The organism is Methanofollis sp. W23 (assembly GCF_017875325.1).
In the GTDB taxonomy this organism is placed as follows: domain Archaea; phylum Halobacteriota; class Methanomicrobia; order Methanomicrobiales; family Methanofollaceae; genus Methanofollis.
Map to the genome: position 1 here is coordinate 752,148 of NZ_JAGGMN010000001.1, position 22,766 is coordinate 774,913.

The following is a 22,766-nucleotide window of genomic DNA, read 5'->3' on the forward strand; positions in this document are numbered from 1 at the left end:
CTAACTCAGAGATATCCTTGGTGCCTGAGAATATGAATCAAACCCTCGTACAGACTCATAATAATGGTGGTGGAGAACCCCTCCCCGCCATCTTCTGGGGAGTGTGCGTCACCCGCATTTCCGGACGCTCGCAACTCCCGGACCCCGGAGATGAAGACAGAGCGGGGGGATATAACAACCCTGATAGATGGGATGTCGCCTGTTGCTTCTTTCTGTGTGTGGGGAGATCGGGATGAGAGGTCAGGGACGGCAGTGTCCTCTTCATATTTGCCTGTTCTGCTTTCCAGTCCCCAATCGTCATCTCAGGGGTCTCCAGGGATCCCTCTGTCTTAAAACCTAAGTTTGTCACTCCGCTCAAATTATTCAGATTGTGGTGGAATAGAATTTGACAGTTGCGGGTGTTTGGAAAAACATCTCCCGAAATCTCCTCAATGTAACCTTAAATCTCAGATGAAACTGGCATTCTGATAATAAAATATTCGTTTTACCCATAAATTGAATTCAACTGTCTCAAATTCTATTTAGACTATTTTGGCTTTGTAGAAATCATCTTGACAGTTCTCTTCGCTCGGGGTCCGGGGGCCGCGCCCCCGGTGCAAGGGTATGGGAAGGCATGATGATCAGTCGTGCCGCCCTGACCCCCGGAGAGAGAATAGGCGGTGGCGGCACGATGCAAGATTTCTGGTCTTTCCCCTGTTACAAGGAGAATGACCACAGATCCTTCCACGCCCCAGAACCCTGTGACATGGAATATTCAATCACATATGCGTGAACCCGCGGCTCATGCTCAATTCTACAGGGCCACAATAAGGGATATTTTTGGGGCATGAAGTACCTTCAGAAGCCAAATGGCAAACCTGGGTTAAAATGAGAGATCACACGACGAAAAATTATCATCTAGTATGCGTGAGGTGCGGTATCTACAAAGCCCGCAGACCAGAATGTTTTGCGTGGTCCATGGTCATGTGCACTCTTGCCCCTCCCGAAAAGACTGCCCGGTACTTCGCCCATTTTAGAATGCTCGTATAATTATTTCTCTGAATGATCAGAAGTTAACCTAAAATATTATGATTTTATGGATAGTTTTATCTAATAGAGAGATTGAGAGGGGCGGAAACTATAAGATTGCGCCAAATAACCTGATAATGGCCCCCTTTTGTACGCCACAGCGACTACAGAAAATTTCGTGCGGTCCATGACTTCAAAAAGGCCGCAAGGGTGTCTCATTATTCACCGGTCCCCATGAGGACACAGGGGGTCACGACCATTACGAGGCCAAGTTATGGAAATACAAGAGATCATCCACGCACTGGAGATCACACCAGGAAAAGGATCCCCCGTCCAACTGGACGAGACTTCGTACGACCCCGAGATCAGGCCCCTCATCGCCGCGGTCAACTGCACCAACGCCCAGAGATGGGAAATGCAGAGAAGGATCGACGACCTCAGCACAGACCACGCGGTCTACAGAACTGCCGTCGTAGAGAGTCCGACCCCCACGCTCCTGCTGGACAGGGACCTCAGGGTCGTCAGGGCAAACAATGCCTTCACCGTGATGAGTGGGATCGGTCAGGGGCAACTGACCGGAATGAATCTGCACACACTCTCCGTCACCACCGTGAAAGGCAAGAGGATCATTGACGCACTGAGTGATAATACCATCATATCAGGTGAATGCATCGTCGACCTCCCTGCCGGAAAGAAATATCTCATGCAGCAGGGTGTCCCGGTCCCCGACGCTGAGGGAATGCCTGGATACATCCTGGTGCACCTCAACGACGTCACCGCAGCACGTGCGCGGGAAGAAGAAGCAAGAAAGGCGATTGAAGAAGGGAGAAAGAGGAACGAATGGTTTTCAGCAGTTCTCAACAGCATCTATTATCCCATCTCTGTCACCGACCGTTCGATGAACTGGACCGGGATCAATAAGGTCTTTGCAGACATTTTCGGCGTCGACCGCACAAACGCGATCGGAAGATGCTGCAGTGCCACCAATGGCGAACTCTGTGATACTGAGAGGTGTTCCATACGGCAACTCGAAAAGAGCGGGAAGAAATGGGTCTCGTCCACCGTCGAACGCGGCGACAGGAGCCTCAAGGTCATCGCCGCTCACATCACCGATGCCCATGGCGACCGGATCGGCTACATCGAGTTGATCGAAGACATCACCGCCCTTGTGCGCCAGCAGAGAGAGGCCGAAGAGCGGGCCGTCAGGCTTGCAGAGAGTGCGCATGAGGTCGAAGTCGTCATGGAGGCCATGGCGGGAAGAGACTTCTCCCGCCAGATCGAGACCCACGAGGACGACCCCCTCAAGGACGTGAAGGAATACTACCTGGAGGCGAGGGATGCGCTGAGGAACGCGACTCTTGAACTCACCGGGGCGATCAGGGAGATCTCAGCCAGCACCGGCGAGGCGAGCCGGAGTGTCGAGGGGATCGCAGAGGCCGTCGAACAGATCGCAGGCCAGAGCCAGAAGGCCGCCAATGACTCAAAAGATCAGCTTAAGAATATCGAAGGGTCTGCCGAGGCGATGGCTGGACTCTCGGCCTCGGTCGAGGAGATCGCCGGGACCTGCCAGGAAGTGCTGCAGGTCACCGAGAAGAGCGCCGAGATCGGTGAAGAAGCAAGCACCCTGGGCCAGACCGCGGCGGCAAAGATCGAGGAAGTCAAGGCCGCGTCCGAGGAGAGCGTGAAGGAGATCGGCAAACTCAATGCCCAGATGCACGAGATCAACAAGATCGTCAAGTTGATCACCGACATCTCCAACCAGACCAACCTCCTTGCCCTCAACGCCGCGATCGAGGCGGCACGGGCCGGCGAGCATGGCCGCGGGTTTGCGGTCGTCGCAGGTGAGGTGCGAAACCTTGCCGGGGAGTCGAAGAAGGCCACCGGCCAGATCGAAGACCTCATCACCGCTATCTTTGCCCAGAGCACCAGGACCTCACAGGAGATCGAGACCTCCTACACCACGATCCATGACGGGATCGAACGGGTCGGCAAGACCCTCGATGCCCTCGACCAGATGGTCAGGATGTCTGAAGAGATCAGGGCAAGCGTGAACGAGATCGCCAGGGCCACCGAGGACCAGGCCAACGATACTGCCAGCGTCTCTGAGACCGTCGAACAGGTGAAGGCAAAGATGAGGGCAAACCTGAAGGCAATCGAGGAAGTGGCCGCCCTCATCGAAGAGGTCTCGGCCTCGGCTGAAGAAGTCGGCGGCGGCGCCCAGGAGGTCGCAGGCATGGCGACACGCCTGGATGAGATGATCGAAGACTTCACACTTGAATAAAAGTATAGAGGAGAAGAAGAGAGGGAAGACCATCTCTCTTTTGCTCTATAAATATCTCCAATTTTGGCTTTGTAGATATTCTCTTGATGAAACTCCTCGACGGTCGGTGTACCGCCCCCCGGACCCCCCGCCCCACGAGAGGGCGGGGACGGCAACACTCCCTTCATGTTCATTGAGTTCGCCTTCCGGGCCCAATCTATGCTCAGGGGCTCCGGGGGCAGAGCCCCTGGCGGGAGGCTATGGGAAGGCGGATAACACGCATTTTCCCCACGATAAGTGAGGGTTTCTACAAAGCCCTAAAAGACAATATACTGGGCTTAGTGGGCCATATAAAATGAGTTAACGATATTAATTAATTCCGTATGGTGATAGAAAATTATAAGCTCCTCCGATAATAACATTGAAATAACCCCTTTTGTAGATTTCAACGATTACAAGGGGTAAATGTGGCCCTGATCATCTATAATGCCATATTTAGCCCATTTTATTCATCAATCCTTAAGAGGACACAGGGGTGGAGAACTTTCAGAGGCAAAATCATGGGAATACAAAAGATCATCAGCGCCCTGGACACCAAACCAGGAAATGGGTCTCCAGTCCATCTGGACGAGACCACGTGCGACGACACCGACCTCAGGTCCCTCGCCGCCGCGGTCAACCGCACCAACTCCCAGAGATGGGAAATGCAGAGAACCATCGACGACTTCAGCACGAGAGATACAGTCTACAAGACCGCTGTCATGGAGAGTCCCACACCTATGCTTCTGGTGGACAGAGACCTCAAGATCGTCGGAACAAACAATGCCTTCACCGCGATGAGCGGCCTCGGTCAGGTGCAACTGACCGGGATGGATCTCCACAATCTCTCCGTCACCACAGTGAAAGGCAAGAGGATCATTGACGCCATGGTTGATAATACCATCATCTCTGGTGAATCCATCATCGATCTGCCAGGCGGGAAAAAATATCTCACACAGCGGGCCGTTCCGGTCGCGGATCCGCAGGGAGTGACGCGGTATATCCTGGTGTACCTCAAGGATCTCACTACAGAACGGGAGCAGGACGAAAAAATTAGAAAGGCGATTGAAGAAGGGGAACAGAGAAACGAATGGTTTGCAGCCGTCCTCGACAGCATCCCCTACCCCATCTCAGTCACCGACCCGTTGATGCACTGGACCGGGGTGAACCAGGCCTTCGCCGAGACCTTCGGCATCGACCGCACCGCGGTGATCGGACAGCACTGCAGTGCCACCAACGGCGGACTCTGCCACAGCGAGAAGTGTGTCATCAGACAACTCCAGAAGAGCGGGAAGAAGCGTGTCTCGGCCATCCTCGAGCGTGGAGAGAGAACCCTCAAGGTAGGAGGCGCCCACCTCGCCACCGCCCATGGGGAGCAGATCGGCTTTATCGAGGTGATCGAGGACATTACCTCCCTCATGCGCCAGCAGAAAGAGACCGAAGAGCGCGCCGCCAGGCTTGCAGAGAGCGCACGCGAACTCAAGGCCGCCATGAGCGCCATGGCAGGGCAGGACCTTACCTTCACCCTTGAGAGCCGCGAGGACGACCCCCTCAGGGTGGTGAAAGAGGATTATCTGGAGACCAGAGATGGGCTCAGGGGTGTGACCCTCGACCTCGCCGGGGCGATCAGAGAGATCAAAGCCGGTACCGGGGAAGCCAGCAGGAGCGTCGAGGGGATTGCGCAGGCCGTCGAAGAGATCGCAGGCCAGAGCCAGAAAAATGCCGACGATTCCAGGGACCAACTCACCATGATCGAAGGATCTGCCGAAGCGATGACTGATCTCTCAGCCTCAGTCGAGGAGATTGCCGGGACCTGCCAGGAAGTACTGCAGGTCACCGAGAAGAGCGCCGAGATCGGCGAAGAAGCGAACAAAATCGGACAGACCGCCGCGGCAAAGATGGAGGAGGTGAAAACCGCCTCAAAGGAGAGTGTAGAGGAGATCAGCAAACTCAATGCCCAGATGCAGGAGATCGACAAGATCGTCAAGTTGATCACTGACATCTCCAACCAGACCAACCTCCTTGCCCTCAACGCCGCGATCGAGGCAGCCAGGGCCGGCGAGCATGGCCGCGGGTTTGCGGTCGTCGCGGGCGAAGTGCGAAACCTTGCCGGGGAGTCGAAAAAGGCCACCGGCCAGATCGAAGACCTCATCACCACAATCCATGCCCAGAGCACCAGGGCCTCACAGGAGATTGAGGGCTCATATACCAGGGTCCATGCCGGGATCGAACGGGTTGGGCAGACCCTCGACGCCCTCGACCAGATGGTCAGGATGTCTGGGGAGATCAGGGCAAGTGTGACTGAGATCGCCAGGGCCACCGAAGACCAGGCCAACGATACCACCAGGGTCACCGAGACGATGGAAGAGACAAAGAAAAAGACGAGGGCAAACCTGAAGGCCATCGAGGAAGTGGCCGCCCTCATCGAAGAGGTCTCGGCCTCGGCCGAAGAGGCCGGGGGCGGCGCCCAGGAAGTCGCCAGCATGGCGGCGCACCTGGAAGAAATGATCGACCATTTCAAGCTTGAGTGAGAGAGACGAAAAGGGGGGAAAGACGACCATTCCTGGCACATATCCCCTCACACCCCAACCGTTTTCTCTGGAAGGCATGATTTTGGGCCCCCCTATTCACGATCAGAAGAGACGGAGACACTAACCCGCCATCATGATCTCTTTTCGCGATCACAGCGGTTATATCCAGTGACCGACATGAAGAAGAAGATGTTCTCCGTCCTCTACGTCGATGACGAACCAGGACTCCTCGAGATCGGCACGCTCTTCCTGGAGCGTTCTGGAACCCTCGCGGTCGAGACTGCATCTTCGGCCGCAGAGGCGATCGAAAAACTCCACTCACACCGGTACGACGGCATCATCTCGGACTTCCAGATGCCCCAGATGGACGGCATCGAATTTCTCAAATATATCCGCGCCACCTACGGCGACCTCCCATTCATCCTCTTCACCGGACGAGGGAGGGAAGAGGTGGTGATCGAGGCCCTGAACCATGGGGCCGATTTTTATCTCCAGAAAGGCGGAGACCCGGTCTCGCAGTTCGTCGAACTTGAGCACAAGATCACCCTTGCGATCGAGCGGAAACGAACGATGGACGAACTCCACGAGTCCAGGCAGCGGATGGCCGACGTGATCAACTTTCTCCCTGACGCCACCTTCGCCATCGACCTCGATGGAAAGGTCATCGCATGGAACCAGGCCATGGAGGAGATGACCGGTGTGAAGTCGGACGAGATCCTTGGGGTCGACGACTTCAGGTACGCCGTCCCCTTCTACGGAGAAAGTCGCCCGCTCCTCATCGATCAGGTTCTCGCAGAGGAAGGCGAGTCCACGAACACCTATCATCAGGTCATACAAGAGGGGGACAAACTTATTTCAGAATTTTTCGTGCCCCGACTGTATGGGGGGAGGGGGGCCTACCTCTGGTTCATCGCCTCCCCGCTCTATGATACAAAGGGTAGGATCGTCGGGGCGATCGAGTCGATCCGCGACGTCACCGGGCGGAAACAGGCCGAAGAGGAACGGGAAGCCGCACGCCAGAAACTTCTGGACATCATCGACTTTCTCCCAGACGCCACCTTTGTCATCGATACCGAACGGAGGGTCATCGCCTGGAATCGGGCCATGGAAGAGATGAGCGGCGTGAAAAAGGAGGAGATGCTTGGCAAGGGAGAGTATGCCTATGCCGTCCCCTTCTATGGAGAGGCCATGCCGATCCTCATCGACCTGGTCCAGGAACCTGACGCGGAGTTCGGGCCAAGATACCACGATCTCGAACGGGACGGGGATACGGTCGTGGCCGGGATGTATCTCCCCCTCCTTGCAGGCGGGCGCGGGGCCTATCTCTGGGGGAAAGCCTCGCCCCTGTACAACGACCAGGGGGAGATCATCGGGGCAATCGAGTCGCTCAGGGACATCACCGAGTATAAGCAGGCCGAAGATGCACGCCTCAACGCCATCGTCCAGGGCTCTCCGATCCCGCAGTTCGTCCTCGACAGTGACCACAGGGTGGCATACTGGAACGAGGCGCTGGAGGCGTACAGTGGGATCAGGGCCGTGGAGATCGTCGGCACCAGGGAGCACTGGAAGGCATTCTATCCTGAGGAGCGCCAGTGCCTGGCAGACCTGCTCATCGACAGGGTGCCTGACAAGGTGGCACTCTCGGCATGGTACGGCGGGAAGTACTCGAGGTCGAGGTTTGTGGAGGGTGCCTTTGAGGGCACCGACTTCTTTCCTGAGATGGGCGAGGAGGGCACCTGGCTCTATTTCACCGCGGCCCCGCTCAGGGATACGAGGGGTCGGGTCATCGGGGCCGTCGAGACTCTTGAAGATATCACCGAACAGAGACGGACCGAAGAGGCCCTCAAAGCTTCAGAGGTAAAATACCGCACCCTCTTTGAGAACAGCGGGAGCCCGGTGATCATCGTCGAGGAAGACACCACCATCTCCCTGGTGAACCAGGAGTTCGAGAGGCTCAGCGGGTATACCAGGGAAGAGGTAGAGGGCCGCATGAGCTGGCGGGACTTTGTGGCGTCCGAGGACGACCTCGAGATGGTCGCCGAATATCATCGGGTGCGCAGGACCGATCCAGGGCGTGCACCTGAGGTCTATGAGTGCCATCTCAGGAATAGGACAGGGACGGTGAAGGACGTGATCATCTCGGTGGCGATGGTCCCGGAGACTCTCCAGGGGATTGTGGCGGTGATGGATATCACGGGCCGAAAAAAAGGAGAAGAGGCACGGCGTCTTGCAGACCTCATCGATTTCATGCCTGACGCCCTCTTCGCCGTCGATACCGAAGGGAAGGTGATCGCGTGGAACCGGGCGATCGAGGAGATGACCGGGGTGGCGGCGGTGGAGATCCTGGGAAAGGGTGGCCGCGCCTATTCCGTCCCGCTTTACGGCGACCGGCGCCCGCTCCTCCTCGACCTCCTCACCGCCTCCCCTGAGAAACTGGACGCAAGGGGCTACCGTGAGATCGAGAGGCACGGTGATTTTCTCATCGCCGAGACCGCCGAGGCGCGGCCGCAAGGGAGAGAGGTGGTCCAGAAGGTATTTGCCGCCCCCCTCTACGACGAGGCCGGGGAGATGACCGGGGCGATCGAGGGTATCCGCGACATCACCTCGCGTAAAGAATCTGAGGAGGCGCTGAAGAGAAGAACTCACGACCTGAATGAGCGGGTCAAGGAGTTGCGGTGTCTGTATGCGATCTCAAACATCCTGGTCGACCCAGGGGCCACGGTCGAGGAGGTGATGCACAGGATCGTGGCGGTGGTCCCCCAGGCCTGGCAGTACCCTGAGGTCACGGCGGTGCGGATCGCCATAGAAGGAGAGGTCTACCAGACCGGTTCATTCAGGACGACTGAGTGGATGCAGGAACGATCCATTGTGGCCGACAGGGAGGCGATCGGCAGGATCGAGGTGGCGTACCTGGAGGAGTGGCCTGAACGCGATGAAGGGCCGTTCTTGCAGGAGGAACACGATCTTCTCATCACGATCTCCCAGCGGATCGGGCAATATCTCACGCGTACTCAGGTAGAAGAGGAGCGGAACACTTCAGAGGCAGAGTTGAGAGCGCTGTTTGCAAGTATGACCGATGTCGTCATCGTCTATGATGGAGAGGGGCGGTGCCAGAAGATCGCCCCGACCAATCCGGCACTTCTGTACAGGCCGGGTGACGAGTTGGTCGGGAAGACCGTCGCCGAGGTCTTCCCTGGTCCGCAGGCCGGGATCATTCTTGACAGGATACGAGAGGCACTGGAGTGCGGGGTGCCGGTGACTCTTGAGTACAGTCTGCCCATCGAGGGACGGGAGGTCTGGTTTGCCGCGGTGATCTCCCCGATGACCGAGGATTCGGTCATCCTGGTCGCACGCGATATCACCGAACGAAAGATCGCGGAGATGGCGGTCAGGACGGCGAACAAAAAACTCAAACTCCTCTCCAGCATCACGAGGCATGATATCCTCAATCAGCTTACGGTGCTCCACGGCTTTCTCGAACTTGCGAAGATGGAGACGACCGATCCGACCCTGCTCGAGTATATTGAAAAAGAGGAGATGGCCGCCGAGTCGATACGTCGCCAGATCGAGTTCACGCGCGACTACCAGGAGATCGGGGTCGCGGCCCCAGGGTGGCAGGAGGTGCGCCGGGTCATCACGAGGAGCGTGCGGGCCCTTGACCTGGAGGCGGTGTCCCTCCTGATCGAGTTCGAGGGGCTTGAGGTCTATGCCGATCCGCTCCTTGAGAAGGTCTTTTTCAATCTGGTGGACAATGCCCTCAGATATGGAGAAAAAGTGACGAGGGTAAGGTTCTCCTGTGTTGAGGAGGGGGAAAAACTCATTATTCTCTGCGAGGACGACGGCGTCGGGATACCTGAAGAATTCAAAGAGGGGATCTTCAGGAGAGAGTATTATAAGAACACCGGGCTCGGGCTGTACCTCTCCCGCGAGATCCTCGCCATCACCAGGTTTGCGATCAGGGAGACCGGCATACCTGGGGAAGGCGCACGTTTCGAGATCACGGTCCCGAAGAGGGCGTACCGGTTTTATAGAAAGGGATGAAGGGGATTGAACGGTGTGGGGATGTGTTCCTCCTCTGTATCAGGATTCCAGGTGGGTCCTCGGCCATATTGTCTCCGAGGTCATCCCAAACCTGCCCTCCTCCCCGCTGATGAGCGTGATGAATGATGATGAAGAGAGCCCTGCATTTTCATTGCGCATCCATGGATTTTTCGCCTTCCCCCGCCCTCCCATCAGGGGCACTGCCCCTGGATCCCCGGGATGAAGAAAGGCACGAGAAGGCGGAGAATAAAAATCATGGAAGACAGGACGAGACCCTCCGCCAGTCTTCATCTGCGGGAGGTCTGGGGGGGTGGCACGCCCCCTGGTGGGGGAGAGAGTGTAGAATCGGGCATGAACGTGGGGTTCAAGCATACATGATGAAAATTTCTCGTCACGTGCTCTCTCTCTCTCTCTCTCTCTCTTTTCAAAAGAGGAGAACCGGGGGGGGATCGTGTTTCATCGCCGCCCCCACCTATCTTTGTCGTGGGGGGTTCCGGGGGGGTTTCCCCCGGCGCGAGATGGCAGGGAAGATTCTATGATCAGGGCGGCACGTCGGATCATCACGCCTTCCCACACCATCATGTCGGGACCCCTGCTCCCGGACCCCCCCCACGACGAAGATAGGGTAGGGAAGGCAGAGGCCTGATCATTCGGAAGATGTATCCGAAATCTTCGTATCAGTCCAGACGGCGTTTGGTGGATTCAAATCATTATGGAAACCCAGAGGGGCGATCCTCTGGATCATTTTCATAGTAATCTCTGAGAGGAAGCACTTTGGTTTGAAGGGGTGTTCACCTCAAGAGGGTTCTGGGATATGCTCTCTTTTAGATTTCCCCTCTGGGCTCCTCATGAAGAGACGTGGAACGGTAAAACCCCATAACGTATCAGGACACCTGCGCGGTAAAATCCAGGTGGAAGAATCGAGAATGGTACGTACTCCCCTCTTCAAGCGCGTTGGTTCTGCCTTCCTGCCCCACTCTTCTTCGTGGGGGTTTGGGGGAGTCGCGCCCTGAGGCGTATGATGGCGGGGGCAGGCGCCTGGCCTGTCTCTACATGGGGGACTATGAAGAACATGGGAATCCTTCTACAAGGATGGGATTCTTATAAATCCTCCAGAACCTTCATTCTATTCAATCCTTCGTAAAATGTGAAGGGTTCTGACTGCGCTCTATTATTCATTATAGCGCATATGGAAATGAATTTATGACGTTGAACGTATATTATAGAAGTGAATAGGCCATGGCAATGACGGTGGAGGTAACAGGAAGAGAGCGTGAGGACGGCTGCCCCATCATGATGCATGGGACATGTACAACCGGGTGCGTCCCCGGGCAGATCCTCACGGCCAGGCGAGTTCTGCCTGGACAGAGTTTTCAGACCACTGCTCTCCCCGCCAGGCTGTGATTCATGTGGGTCTGTTCCATGATCTCTTTGGAAAATCCGGCAAGGCACGCCGCAGGGAGGCGGCATATGCCAGACAACAGAAGCAACAGGGGTGGGAAGATATGACCGCCAGGGAAGACACCCCTGCAGCACCCGCCCAGGACGATGTCATCAAGGCCCTCTCGCAAGAACTGATCGCCCGCGCCCATGGCGGGGGAGCTGAACCTGAAGTCCCTCTTGAAGAGACCGAGGCCTTCAAACAGTTTGCGGCATCTGCACGAGCGCAGGCGCCTCAGGTCCCTGGGCGGGCGGCGGGGAACCCTGCCGATCCCGCGACGCAGGTGGACTATGACGGGGTGATCGATGAGATCGTCGCAGAGACTCCTCAGGATATGGCGCCGGTCGGCAATGTCGAGGCGATCTGTCCGTACTGCAACACGCACCTGAAGAGCAAGCCCCTCAAAAAGAAAAAGTGCCCGAAATGCCGCAACGAGATCCAGGTGACCAGGCGGCCGACCGACGGGCTGAGGGTGCTGGCCACTGATGAGCAGGTGGACTTACTGGAGGTCCAGGCATATATCGAGTCTGGAGAGTATGAAAAACAGATCTGGTTGCTCAAAGAGAGGATGAAGAGGGTCGGGGCATCAGGGGAGAAGTACTGGCGGTGTGACGCCGGGATCGATGCGCGTTCTGTGCCGGTCGAGGCCTTCTACATGCACGGCAAAGTGGTCGCCGTCGGGTCGCCAGAGGAACGGGACGCTCTTGCGGTCCTCTGTATCCCTCGGTGCATTGGTATGCCGGTGCCCTTCCATGGCGACCCGAGGTTTGAGACCATGGACGATTATTATACCTCTCAGCGCTATGAACGGGCCCTTGAGGTCTACCAGACCCTGCCCAAGAGCAGGAAAAACAGCGAGTATGCGCGCGAATTACGGCGCATTCTTGGATGAAGCGAAAGAGTTCAATCATGCGTGGGTCAGGGGCATGTCTCACGCATACATAACTGCATGAGGATGTGTCCCGGGTGGATCCCGGGCCGGTCTTTGGCCCCCCTGGTCGCGGTCCTCCTCCTCTGGTCCTTTTCTTCGGCCCTGTAGAATCAGGCATGAACCCCTGGTTCACGCATACGCGATTGAACATGATCGTGGGTCTCGGGGGTGTGTGGACCTGTGCTTGCCTCTTCAGAACAGGGCACTTTGTGAGATCTCCGCCTCATTGCTGCACCCACATGTCCTCTTTCCGGGGGGTCCGGCGGTGCCCCCAGGCGCGATCTGAAGCGGGAAGGCACGTGATCAAGAAGGGTACTCTGACAGATCTATGAGGGGTTTTACAGAGCCCCAACACCAGGAAATTTCCATCTCCTATGCATGAGGCGTGATCTCGCCTATGCCGAATTCTTCTACATGGCTCATTTTACGGGACAGAACAAGAGTCTCGACTGACCTTCAAAACCCTTAAAAATCAAAAAACGTGCACAAAAATGAAGACGCCCCGGCCGGGACTTGAACCCGGGTCAAAAGCTCCGCAGGCTTCTAGGATATCCACTACCCTACCGGGACACTGGAAGCGTGCTTAATAAAATTGGAGTTCATCCCATATATTCATTCCCCTCGCCCGTGAGGAGAGGGGCGGGTGGACCCCGGAGCGCCCCCTCTATTCTTCAACCGTGTTCCCGACCTTGACTGTCAGGTCTACTTCCACATGGCCGCCACGGAGATCGAGGAGATAAGTGCCAGGGCTCAGGATTTTCACTTTTTTCTCTTTGACTGATGAATAGAGACCCCCAAACCCATCTTCCTTCACGATGTTGCCGTCTTCGTCCCTGATCGTGATCGAGAGTCTGCTGTTCGCGCTCGGTCTGGTCACAGTCTCCCATTTTTCTTTGGACCCATGGGTTACCAGCACCTTTCTGCTCTCGATCTCTGGTATAACCTCGGCCTCGACTATCATTGGCGGATAGGGGACTTCGATGGTCCAGGCCTTTGAGAACGATGGGGTGTTGTTCAATTTTTCATGGAGGACCACCGGGTACTCGTGCTGCGCCGTCCGCGCCGGCGTGGCAGACGCACCTGGCCGAAGTGTGGGGTTGGTCTTGATCGGGTACGGCGTCGCCTCCGCGACATGGTTGCTGTCCATGACCGCGCCCGAAGAGTTATCATCTGGATCGACTGCCGTCCCGTCCTCCTGCATAGGAGACCCGGAATCACCAGACGGAATTTCCTCGGCACATCCTGCGGCCAACATGGCCATACAGAGGAAAAGAGGGAGGAGAATGTATGGGAGTTTCATCACGAATGAATACCATCTCTCGGTATATATGATTTTATAGCCATGGCAGAGGCAAGAGTATATATGCTTGATATCAGCGAAAGAGACAAAGTAATGAACATTTCTCCCTGCCGTTTCAGGTCATGATCGGGAATATTCAGAAATTATCCCATAAAATATCTCTTCAGCACAGATGAGCGAGTCGATGCGGACACGTTCATTGACCCCATGGATCGTCGTCACCTCGCCGGGCCCGTACTCCACCGCCGGGAACCCGGCCATCCTGAGGTGGCGTGCGTCACTTGCCGCCCACTGGAAGATCGGGACCGGGTCTTCACCATAGACGCGCCTGATCTCGGCACAGACCCGTTCGGTCACCCGCGCTGTCGGCGAGGTGCAGGACGGGTCTGAGACGGCGGTCACCTGCATCGCTGCCGACGGCGCCTGGTCTGCGATCTCAGAGACGATCTCGCTGGCCGTGCATCCCCACGGGATCCGCAGGTCCAGGTCCAGGTCACAGTGTTCGGCCACGATATTTGCTTTCTCTCCTCCCCTGACGACGCCAGGGTTGAACATGACGCGGCTGAGCACATGGTCCAGGCCCTGGAGCCCGAAGAGGTTCTCCAGCACCTTTGAGGAGCGCGAGATGATCGTCTCCATCTCTGTGCTCACCGGATACTCACGGCCGTGAAGCATCTTGAGATATTCGACGACCTCGTGCGCCTCCATCACCGCGCTCTTTCCGATGGCCGGGTACAGGGAGCTGTGGCCAGGTTCCCCTGAAAATGAAAGAGAAACCCGTGCAAGACCTTTCTGCCCGATGCATGGGGAAAGCGGAGGGGTCGGTTCTGCGATGAGAGTATCGCATGGCCTGAGCATCTTCTTGGCCAGGAGATACTCGATCCCATAGCACCCGCCAGTCTCCTCATCGCAGACAAAGACCACCTCCACCGGCGGTTCCATACCTGCGTCGACGGCACGCCTGAGCGCGGTGAGCAGGGCGGCGCACCCGCCCTTCATATCGCTGCTCCCCCGCCCCCAGATGCACCCGTCCTCTTCTGCCCCACTGAAGGGGGGGTGGCGCCACCCGTCTGCGAGAGCCGGGACGACATCGAGGTGTCCGCAGAGGAGAAGGTGCGGGCGAGGGTGCCTGGTGATGAGGTTGCACCGCCGTCCGTCCCTGGAGACGACCGAGCTCTCGATCCCGATCTCTGCAAGGTAGGCATGGATGTACTCGGCGACCTCCTGCGTCTCCCCTGGGGGGTTTTCGCTCCTGAGTCGCACCAGGTCTGTGCAGAGATCCGCGACACCCATGTCGTTGGTCCCTCTTCAGGCGCTTACGCTTGATTTATATTCTTCAAAGAGTTTCCCGAGTGAGCCGTCGGTGTAGATACCGTTGAAAAACTCACGAGAGAAGAACTCGTTGACTGCATCGGCAAAGAAAGCCGCAGGCACCGGTCGCTTGCTGTCAGGGTCGAGGACGATCCTGAAACTCCGGTAACTTGCCGGATTGTCCGCGTCATAGATCCCCCTCCAGAGCATCGGGAGTTTCTTGAACTTCTCCGGGTGGTTGGCCTTGAGCCACCTGACAAAGCCCGGGAAAAGCGGGCGGTCACCCTTCTTTTCTTCGTCAAGCCGCCAGCGCATATATTCCTGGTGCATCATGTTCTTTGGTGCCTGGTAGTTGATGGCATAGGTGCACAGCGTGTGCTCGATATGCGCGAGTGCGTCGAAGAAATAGAACGAGAGTACCGGGTGGAAGTCGCTTGGGTCCTCCAGGATCAGAGATTTCTCATAATACTTCACTAAAACCCTGAAATATTCATCCTCGAAGAGTTCGTTCATACACTTTGTTTACTTGTTCATCCTATATACCATTGCATACTGGCAGGAACCGCGAATAGACGCAGAAACATCGGCCCTGTAGAGCCGCCCGGTCCCCTGCAGAAGAGAGGATTGAAGACGGTGACGTTTCCCTGTCGTGTGGTGGGGGCCTGAGGGTACAACCCCCAGGTGATGGGAGGAGCATACCTGCTGGCACCACAACAGTATTTGTCCTCCTTGAACGCTCGACAGAGGGGTTCATACCTCTGGCCCATGAACTCCCATGCTATGAAGATTGGTCGAGAACGTCAGGCAGTCGGAGCGGTGGCAGAATAATCCTCACGATATCCCTCTGTCTGCAGTCCTTGACCAATCGCCATTGCGGGGGTGCGTGCCGCCCCCCGGTCCCTCCACCCGAAGATAGGCGGAGGATGGCAGTGCGCTCTTCACGGTCATCTGTTCTGCCTTCCCGCCCCTATCTTCCTCCCTGGGGTCAGGGGGCAGCGCCCCCGGCGCGGTGGTGTGGGAAGGCATGAATGCATGTATGGATCAGCAACGAAAAGGGGTGGATTCCCTCACTATCTATACTGCTCTCTTCTGGGTGGGGGAGGGCAGGAGAGTTTTGGGATGATCTCAATGAAAATGATCCTTATGATGCGCTCTTTGGGTTTTTATGAGAATTTGAACCATCCCGATCTCGTTGAAGATGAAATGCAGATTACAGAGATGCCACAGAGATGCCTTTAGCATGATCGGCATTCTGCCTCCCCCGTTCTATCTTCCTCCCCGGGGTCCGGGAGTGTACCCCCAGACAGAGGAGAGGGGGGGCGTCACAGGCGAGTGGGGATCCCCCGCGGTTTCCTGCACTACAGGGGGAGGCACGGGTCCACATACCCTGGAGACCCACGATCATGTTCATCCCATATGCGTGAACGCCGGGCTCACGCATACGCGATGAAAAATTCTTGGTGGTCTCTGGGTTATGAATCCTTACTCCCTCTTCAGAGCAGGACCCACATGGGACCACCACTTCATTGCCGCCCCCACCTCTTTCTTCGTCGTGGGGGGTCAGGGGGTGCAACCCCCGGCGCGAGACATCAGTGAAGGTTCTGTGCTGAGGGCGGCCGATCTGATCGACGTGCCTTCCCACAGGCTTGCGCCAGGGGCTCTGCCCCCGGACCCCCGGGATGAAGAGAGGGCCGGGAAGGCGAAGGGCTGATCATTCGGACGATGTTTCTGCCCTCTGCATATCAGTCATGAGGAGCCTCAGTGTGATAAAATCCTTATTCAAACCTATAGAGGGGATCTTCGAGATCATTTATTTTCATGGTAAATTCTCTTGATGAATCTCTCTGGTGAGGGGGTGCACCCCCGGCGCGATCGAGACGACAATCCTCCGTAGAGAGAGCCATCCAGAGCATTTTTACAGAGCCGAAATAAGAAAAAGAAGAGAAGGGACCGGACCCGGTCACTTAAAGAACGGTTCCCTGATCTGCACTGCCTTCACGAAGAGATCTTCAAGTTCCTTCCCATGCTTGCCCCTGATGTCGACGTGGTTGTCGGTCCGCAGGAGACAGGGCTTCAGGTAGCCGTCAGAGGTGACCCGCAGGCGGTTGCAGTAGGCACAGAACTCGGTGTTATGGAGAGGCCTGACCACCTCGATCTCCGCACCATTCAGACAATATTTTTTCCGGTGGTGCATCCGCCTGGTGAGAATCTCCTTTGAGTTCTTCGCGATCTTCTTCTCCAGGCCGTCCACATCCCCGTGCAGGGTGCACTCGTTGAACTCCATCATCTCGATCACCTGAAGGATGAGGTCGTGGTTACCCCTGACAAAGGCAAAGAAGTCGTCGACCTCGTCCTCGTTGATGTCCTTGAGGAGGACCATGTTCAACTTCACTGGAGTAAGTCCGGCGTCCACCGCGGCCTTGATACCCCTCACCACCTTGTCCAGCAGATCCTTTTTGGTGATGGCCTGGTAGCGCTCTGGCTTAAGAGTGTCGAGGCTCACATTCACCCGCGAGAGCCCCGCCTCCTTGAGGTCGTGGGCGAGTCCTTCGAGGAGCGTGCCGTTGGTGGTGAGCGAGACCTCGATCCCGTCAGGGACCGCCCTGACGATATCAAGAATATCCTTCCTGACCAGAGGCTCCCCGCCGGTAAGTTTCACGCTCCTGATCCCGAACTTTGCCCCGACCTCCAGGATTTCCTGGATCTCCTCAAGCGAGAGTTCTTCGCGCGGTTGCACCTCGCCCTCGGCATGGCAGTAGAAACAGTCCAGGTTGCACCTGGGAGTAATACTGAGGCGGAGGTTGGTCACCTTCCTGCCGAAATTGTCCTCAAGCATCATCGCCACTCCTCTTGAAGTTCTTTGCAATGATATATACCTCTCGACTCCCCCGCCTGGAGGCGTGAGGCCGGTACGTGCGCACTGACCGGAAATGCTTCTTCACTTCGGCATAGAACTCTGGAAAGTCTTCGCCCTGGAAAGACTTGCACAGGAAGTTCCCTCCCTCTTTGAGGAGCGTGACAGCAAATCCGAGGGCGTCCTCTCCTAGGGCGATGGCCCGCGCCTGGTCGTAACTCGTTGCCCCGGAGAGTTTTGGGGCTGCATCGCAGGTGACGACTGAGACCACGCCGCCAGCGAGTTCCCTGACCTCCTCCTGGACCTCGGGAGTGGTAAAGTCCCCGACTACAGTCGTGACGCCTTCCATCGGGGCGATCGGGTTGAGGTCCACCCCGATGATCCGACCGTGGGTAAGCGCCTGCAGCACCTGTAGCCAGCTCCCCGGCGCGGCCCCGAGGTCGACGACATTGTCGTCATCTCGAATGATCGAGAAACGCTTCTGGATCTCTGTCAGTTTATACGCCGCACGTGCCCTGAAACCCTCTTTCAGCGCCTTTTTATGATATTTGTCCTGTGTCCACTGTGAAGTCATTGCCTTCTCTCCGCGATATTTTCAGCGCCCTGTTGCGGTACCAGATAGAATAAAAAATATCATGATATAATGTATAAAGAGTCATATAAGGGGTTTGTAATGTTAAAAGCAACGATTGATGCAGATACCTTCAGGGAGTCGATCGACGCGGTGGCCGCGCTCGTGACCGAATGCCGCCTCCACGTCGACGATACCGGGATCAGGACATGCGCGGTCGATACCGCAAATGTCGCCATGGTCTCTCTCGAACTTGGCACCGATGCCTTTGAGACCTATGAGGCCGCCCCTGAAGAACTTGGGATCGATATCGCAAAGATGAAGAGCATCCTCGGGATGATGTCGAAAGGCGACCTCCTCACGCTCAACCTCGCTGAGGGGAGCCACAAACTTGAGCTCTCTTTTGGGAGTTACCAGTATTCGGTCACCCTCCTTGACGTCAACACCATCAGGAAGGACCCCAATCCCCCCGCCATCGAACTTCCTGGCATGGTCGAACTGGAAGGCAACGCCCTTTCTTCGGCGATCAAGGCCGCCGATGTCATCTCCGACAAGATCGCCCTCGGGATCGAGGAGGCGACCGAGACTTTCTACATGATGGCCGAAGGCGACACCGACCACATCAGGCTCGAACTCGGGCGCGACCAGGTCATTGATCTCAGGGCGGCAGAGGTGCGCTCCCTCTTCTCCCTTGACTATCTCAAGGACATGGGCAAGGTCATGGCACGCGCCGAGAAGGTCAGGGCCGAGATCGGCGTCGACCACCCGGCGCGTTTCATCTTCGACCTGGCCGACGGGGGCGGCCACATCGAGTACCTCCTTGCCCCGCGGATAGAGGCCGATTGATGGGCGTCGACCTGGACCTGAAGGACCTGGCACGATATCCCTTTTTAGAGGAAGCCCAGATATTTGCCAGTGACAGGACCGGGTCCATCGACACCTTCCTGGAGAGTCAGGTAGGAAAGATCGTCCTGCCGCATGCGGTGGCCCGCGTGAAGGCGGCGCTCTTCCCTGACTCCCCTGGTCAGGAGGAGCCAGAGCCCCTCTCTGAGGTATCCATCTTTTCTTATGCCGTCGCCCGTGTCCTTGTCTCCTGTACCCAGGACCGGATGATGGCCGACAGGCTGGCAAGGTACGAGGCCACCCGCGCCGCCGCGGCGCTTCAGGACGAGGAGCCTGTGCTCAGGGCCTATGTCGCCGAGAGCCTCGGGATCGACCTTGAGGCGCGCGCCATTCCGGTCACGACCTATGTAGAACTCATCTCCCGTCTCCGCGACGACCGCTGGAGACTTGTCAACAGGGAGGTGTGCGAGGGTGCGGTTGCCATCGGTCCTATCGAGATCACCGAACTGCTGCGCGAGCGGATCCGCGTCGTCGTCGGAAGAGACCTCCCGCTTGCGGTCCCGGCATCGCTCTGTGATACGCTCAAGCCCTCGGTCGACGAACTCACCGCCGCCCTGAGGGAGAAGACGCTTGAAGAGTTCGGTGAGGTGGACGAGACCTCGTTTCCGCCCTGCATCGCCGCCCTCATCAACGCCGTCACCGCCGGGACCAACCTCTCGCATATGGGGCGGTTCGCTCTCACGGCCTTTCTCAATAACATCGGGCTCTCGACGACCCAGATCACCGAGGTCTTCCAGCGCGCTCCCGACTTCGACCTCTCGATGACACTCTACCAGGTCGAGCATATCTCGGGCAGGTCAGGGACCGAGTATACTGCGCCCTCGTGCGCAACGATGCGGACCTATGGGCTCTGTGTCCACAAGGATATTCTCTGCGAGATGGTGAGCCACCCTCTCTCGTACTACCGGCGCAAGAAGCGACAGCAGGAAAGCCACAAGAAAGAATAATCGGTCGTCGCACCAGGGCCAGACACTATTTTTTTCTTCTTACATTTCCCTCTTCAATCTGAGAGACGTGAGTATGCTCACGTGTACCAGTATTTTGACACTCATGTACCCAGGATACGAAGACGAGAAACAACGTGGGGAAACTCACGAAAAAATGGCTCTGTAGAAATCCTCTTGATGAATCTCTCTGTCGGGGACGGCAGCACTCTCTTGATGGTCATCGATTCTGCCTTCCCGACCCTATCGTGGTCCCGGGGGTCCGGGCGGCACTCGCCCCCGGCCAAAGGGGTCGGAAGGCGGGTGACACACGTCTCATCCACACAAGAGATGAGGGATTTTACAGAGCCGAAAAAATGGCTAATTAAAAACGGGCATGAACCTCGGGCTCAGGTATACGCAATTGAAAATGACTGTTGGTCTCCGAGTCGTGCACTGATTTGTGTTCCTCCTTCTGAGCAATGAGACCACAGGGAAACACTACTTCATTGCCCCCCTGCCTCTCCGTGTCGTGGGGGTCCACCCCCCCCGGCGCGAGACGGCAGGAAAGATCCTACGGTGCGGGCGGCACGTCTGATCAACGTGCCTTCCCACATCTTCGGAGAGATGATCTTCAGGATTGGCTCTGTAGAAAACCTCTTGATGACTCTCTCTGCAGGGGGGTGGCCGTCCCGCACCCTCCGCGCGAGCGATTGGTGGCGGACGGCACTACGCTCTCCATGGTCATTGATGGTGTCTTCCCGGCCCTATCTTCATCAGTGGGGGGTCAGGGGTGAGAAGATGGGGGAAGACCATGGATGCATGTGTGCGCTACGAAGAGGCGAAGGCCTCGAGAGGGAAGCAGGAGAGTTCTGGGATTACCTCAGAGAGATGGACCCTTTCCGCCCCATGGAGAGTCATTTTTTTCTTCGCACCTGGTTCGCACCTGGAAAAAAACGCATATGCCGCGTCTGATCAGTCAACCTGGCATGTGTGCCAGGTTTCCCCCCTTCATTTGTACGTTCCCCCCCTACACCCGGCCACCACGGGTGCCGGGTGTTCTCTGGATCGTATGCAAAATTCCAGGGGGAACTGTACACACTTCTCTCTCTGTACTCCTGTACCAAAATCCCGTCAGGACTGAGGTTTTTTCCAGGCCGCCATCTTCGCGCCCGCCGGGTGCGAACCAGGCGCGAAGGTGCGAAGGTGAAGAGGTCAGTCAGGGGCGGCGGCGTCGATCCAGAGGCCTCCCTGTCCGCTCGCGGGAGACATGGTTGAAGACCAGAAGACACACACCGCCCGAAGAAAAAAGATCGCCCACACTTGGTCCACCGCTCTTCGGTCCCCGACCACTCACCATCGCGGGGGGTCCGGGGGCACTCGTCTCCCGGTGGAGGTGAAGGATCTACTTGCCAGAAAAAATTCTCTTGCTCTCTCTCAGGGCCGGGCGGTTGCACCCCCCGGCCCCCCCCGCTGATGAAGAGCGTCGGGGGTCCGCATCCCATCTTCACGATCATCACTCTGCCTTCCAACTCTCTCTTCATCCCCTGGGCCCGGGCGGCACTCGCCCCCGGCGAAAGTGGAGGAAAGCGTGATGACTCATCGTAGAGTTTTTCCTGTGATCTCGCGCCGGGAGCGACAACGAAGTGGTGGTCCCCTGTGATGTCCCACGCGAAAGGGGGAGCACGGGTCCACACCCCCTGGAGACCCATGATCATGTTCATCACATATGCGTGAGCCAGGGGTTCATGCATGATTCTACAGAACCACAAAAAAGAAAGCGTTCGCCAGGACAGACAATTCAGTTGATTTTTTCTTTGATGATATACCCCGAACCGCTCATCGCAATCAGGAAGATGACAAAGGCAGCGATATAAGCAAGCCCGGTCCCTTCTGGCTGCATCTCCTGGGGGACCACCCCTGGCAGGGCGACGAGGAGCACGACAAAGAGCAACAGGCTTACGACCCCGGTCAGCACATCAAGTACACGCGCGTCCATATACTCACCTGTTTTGCCGTCCCCCTATTTCTCTTCTCCTGACAGGGCGTCATCCTTTTGCGGGGTCCGGGTCCATCAATTCCCTATGGACCGAGACCATGCACTCGCCCTCCTGGGCCAGTACGTCACCTCAGAGTCGCTCACCAGACACTGCATCGCCACCGCCGCAGTGATGCGAGGGCTTGCCGAAGCCCTCGGCGAGGACGCCGACCTCTGGGAGAGGATCGGGATCCTCCACGACATCGACTTCGAGATCATCGGCGAAGACATGAGCCGCCACGGTCCAGAGGGCGCCCGGATCCTCAGGGAAGAAGGACTTCCCGAAGAGGTCTGTCAGGCGGTGGAACAGCACAACCATACGCTCTTTGGACCCTACACTCAACCCCTCGACCTCGCCCTCCAGTCGGCAGACAGCATCAGCGGCTTCGTCATCGCGTGTGCTCTGGTCAAAGGCGGGGCCGTCACCACCGTCACGCCAAAGACCATCAGGAAGAAGTTGAAGGACAAGACCTTTGCCGCCGGGTGCGCGCGGGAACGGATCGCCGCAGTCGGAGCACTCATGGACCTGACCGCCTTCTACCAGATCGCCATCGATGCACTTGCCGGGCGCAAGGAGGAACTCGGCCTGCGGTAGGATTATGCCGGTACATGACG

General features: G+C 57.1%; 13 protein-coding genes and 1 tRNA gene. 7 read left to right on the top strand and 7 right to left on the bottom strand.

Features of this window, described 5'->3' with window-relative positions; genetic code table 11:
- Positions 1-1,282 precede the first annotated feature (1,282 nt).
- The 4 genes from J2129_RS03165 to J2129_RS03180 all read left to right on the top strand — a co-directional run bounded on the left by J2129_RS03165 (position 1,283) and on the right by J2129_RS03180 (position 12,212).
- Positions 1,283-3,289: a methyl-accepting chemotaxis protein gene (locus tag J2129_RS03165; RefSeq protein WP_209629394.1), complete on the top strand. Its 2,007-nt coding sequence runs from the start codon at positions 1,283-1,285 to the stop codon at positions 3,287-3,289.
- Between the two features lie 539 nt (positions 3,290-3,828).
- Positions 3,829-5,838, top strand: coding sequence for a PAS domain-containing methyl-accepting chemotaxis protein (locus tag J2129_RS03170; protein WP_209629395.1), 2,010 nt, complete (start codon positions 3,829-3,831; stop codon positions 5,836-5,838).
- A 177-nt stretch (positions 5,839-6,015) separates the two neighbouring features.
- The gene (locus tag J2129_RS03175; protein ID WP_245320846.1) at positions 6,016-9,879 is read left to right on the top strand and encodes a PAS domain S-box protein; all 3,864 of its coding nucleotides are present in this window, start codon (positions 6,016-6,018) and stop codon (positions 9,877-9,879) included.
- A gap of 1,505 nt (positions 9,880-11,384) precedes the next feature.
- The gene (locus J2129_RS03180; protein WP_209629397.1) at positions 11,385-12,212 is read left to right on the top strand and encodes a hypothetical protein; all 828 of its coding nucleotides are present in this window, start codon (positions 11,385-11,387) and stop codon (positions 12,210-12,212) included.
- Positions 12,213-12,749: 537 nt separating this feature from the next.
- Here J2129_RS03180 and J2129_RS03185 read toward each other — a convergent pair.
- The 6 genes from J2129_RS03185 to J2129_RS03210 all read right to left on the bottom strand — a co-directional run bounded on the left by J2129_RS03185 (position 12,750) and on the right by J2129_RS03210 (position 18,290).
- Positions 12,750-12,821: transfer RNA gene (locus tag J2129_RS03185), tRNA-Arg, on the bottom strand.
- 94 nt (positions 12,822-12,915) lie between these two features.
- On the bottom strand, positions 12,916-13,452 hold the full coding sequence (locus J2129_RS03190; protein ID WP_209629398.1) for a hypothetical protein: 537 nt from the start codon (positions 13,450-13,452) through the stop codon (positions 12,916-12,918).
- A 219-nt stretch (positions 13,453-13,671) separates the two neighbouring features.
- Positions 13,672-14,844 carry a M20/M25/M40 family metallo-hydrolase gene (locus J2129_RS03195; RefSeq protein WP_209629399.1) on the bottom strand — a complete coding sequence of 391 codons (1,173 nt, stop codon included), beginning with the start codon at positions 14,842-14,844 and terminating at the stop codon, positions 13,672-13,674.
- A gap of 15 nt (positions 14,845-14,859) precedes the next feature.
- Positions 14,860-15,375, bottom strand: coding sequence for a hypothetical protein (locus J2129_RS03200; protein ID WP_209629400.1), 516 nt, complete (start codon positions 15,373-15,375; stop codon positions 14,860-14,862).
- 1,447 nt (positions 15,376-16,822) lie between these two features.
- Positions 16,823-17,701 (bottom strand): GTP 3',8-cyclase MoaA, encoded by an 879-nt coding sequence (gene moaA, locus J2129_RS03205; protein ID WP_209629401.1) that lies wholly within the window; start codon positions 17,699-17,701, stop codon positions 16,823-16,825.
- Complete coding sequence (locus J2129_RS03210) at positions 17,691-18,290, bottom strand: RlmE family RNA methyltransferase (protein ID WP_209629402.1); 600 nt, start codon at positions 18,288-18,290, stop codon at positions 17,691-17,693. The genes moaA and J2129_RS03210 overlap by 11 nt, the downstream gene beginning before the upstream one ends.
- 99 nt (positions 18,291-18,389) lie before the next feature.
- Here J2129_RS03210 and J2129_RS03215 point away from each other — a divergent pair, with 99 nt between their 5' ends.
- The gene (locus tag J2129_RS03215) at positions 18,390-19,133 is read left to right on the top strand and encodes a DNA polymerase sliding clamp (protein ID WP_209629403.1); all 744 of its coding nucleotides are present in this window, start codon (positions 18,390-18,392) and stop codon (positions 19,131-19,133) included.
- On the top strand, positions 19,133-20,137 hold the full coding sequence (locus tag J2129_RS03220) for a DNA primase large subunit PriL (protein ID WP_209629404.1): 1,005 nt from the start codon (positions 19,133-19,135) through the stop codon (positions 20,135-20,137). Before J2129_RS03215 ends, J2129_RS03220 begins: the two co-directional genes overlap by 1 nt.
- 1,777 nt (positions 20,138-21,914) lie before the next feature.
- Here J2129_RS03220 and J2129_RS03225 read toward each other — a convergent pair.
- Positions 21,915-22,112, bottom strand: a complete 198-nt coding sequence (locus J2129_RS03225) for a hypothetical protein (RefSeq protein ID WP_209629405.1) — start codon at positions 22,110-22,112, stop codon at positions 21,915-21,917.
- Positions 22,113-22,197: 85 nt separating this feature from the next.
- On the opposite strand from J2129_RS03225, the gene J2129_RS03230 reads away from it, so the two are divergent.
- Complete coding sequence (locus J2129_RS03230; RefSeq protein ID WP_209629406.1) at positions 22,198-22,746, top strand: HDIG domain-containing metalloprotein; 549 nt, start codon at positions 22,198-22,200, stop codon at positions 22,744-22,746.
- Positions 22,747-22,766: the final 20 nt, after the last annotated feature.